The 1,620-nt window shown below is 55.7% G+C and carries 1 protein-coding gene; it reads right to left on the bottom strand.

Annotated elements, in window-relative coordinates; all coding sequences use genetic code 11:
* Positions 1–330: 330 nt before the first annotated feature.
* On the bottom strand, positions 331–1,620 hold a 1,290-nt coding region (locus ACH2EH_RS11935; protein ID WP_395141947.1), incomplete at its 5' end, for a BamA/TamA family outer membrane protein.

Here is a 1,620-nt window from a genome sequence, read left to right on the forward strand (position 1 = left end):
GTTTTGCCGGAGATTCCAGCAGCTGTACATCCGCTAAGGGACTGGCGATTGTATCACGGGGTGGCGCTCGTTGCTCATAAATTGGCGCTCGTTGCTCACAGAAGTGAGTTCTTGGGTTCTCCAAGAGATACTTCAACTCAGGGTATATTTTAGCAATCTTGCAATGCGTGTAGGTAGGAATGCGGAAGGTTAAAGCGGTACTCTTGGTCAGCTACTTGGTTGTGACCGCCGGGGTGAGCGTGGTGCCCCCCCGGCGACACAAGCCTATTCTTGTCGAAGTAGGGTGAGAAGCTTGGTGCTCCTAGCCGTAGATACACCACTAACTCTCGACTAAAAGGGATGACCGATCCCAAAAAACAAGAGCTTGTCCTCACCTGACTGGCCAATATCCATCGAGATAATCGTGGACTGGTTCCAAGCCAGCCGCCCTCCGATCCCGTAGGAGTAGCGAATGTCGTCAAAGTTGAGCGACTGCCAGCGATCACGCACCGTGCCTGCATCGAAGAACGGGACGACAGAGAGGGCAAAGCGTTGCCCGGCGATCTTTTTCTCCCCGAGACGAGTCCGTAGCTCCCAGTTGGTAAACCACATAGAGCGTGCCATGAACCGATTGGCACGGTAGCCCCGGAGCGAGCGGGCACCACCTAGAGCATTGATGCTTCCATCTGGACTCCACTGATCTTGGTACTCAAAAAACGGCGCATTCTTCCCGAAGATATTGCCTACCGCCAGACGTCCTGCCAAGACCGTGCGTGGGCTAACGGGGAGCTTATGGAATGTCTTAACTTGGATCATCAGCTTATCGAAGTCAAACTGCGAGCCGATAGCCCCCGCCGAGTACTCATTTCCAATCTCAAAGTACAGCCCACGGGTTGGGTCAGGCTCAAAATCCCTAGTATCGTAGATGAGCGCCTGCTGCAAGATCGAGATCAGTCCCCCGTCCAGCCCGATAGCCGTCCCTGCAGCCGCATTACGGTCTAGCAAAGGGATGCCATTGGGAGCCTTGAGCGAGGCACCCGTCGCAGGGTCAACCGCGCTGGCTTGCCGTCCGCCAAACGTCTTGAAGTCGAGGCGCTGTATCTCGTAGCCGCCTAGGACGCGCCAGCGCCCCTGGTTTCCCAGTGCGTAATCGGCCTTGATATTGAGCATTAGCTCCGAGTCCTGAAAGCGGTTGGAGAGCGAGTCCGTCACTTTCGACGCTTCTCCTGCACCTCCATCTCGGAGCGTTTTTCGGGCCTTTTCAAACTCAGAGAACTTGTCGTAGGTCGCACCGCCAGGGCCAGCGGTGGGAAGCGTCAGCTTACCCAGGGTCGCCTGGGTGATCCCAAAATAGAGATTCGTCGGGTCTTCCCGTGCCTTAAAGTCCACTTTGACGCGCCAGCGGGAGCCATTTATATAGGGTCTGTCGTAGGACAGAACAAGCTCACGTGCCTGACCTGTGGTGAACTGGGCATTGACGGTCAATTTCTCGCGGTAGGGCGTGTAGGCAAAGAGTGGGTCGCTGCGTTTGCCGTTATTGTAAAAGTTTCCGCGTAGTCCAAAGCCTTGACCTGCCACGGGGTCTGAGGAGATCTCCGGCAGTCCCGTAAAGAAGCTCCCCTCGCGCTTCTTCGCAATATC

The organism is Armatimonas sp. (genome assembly GCF_043760365.1).
Classification (GTDB): Bacteria; Armatimonadota; Armatimonadia; order Armatimonadales; family Armatimonadaceae; genus Armatimonas.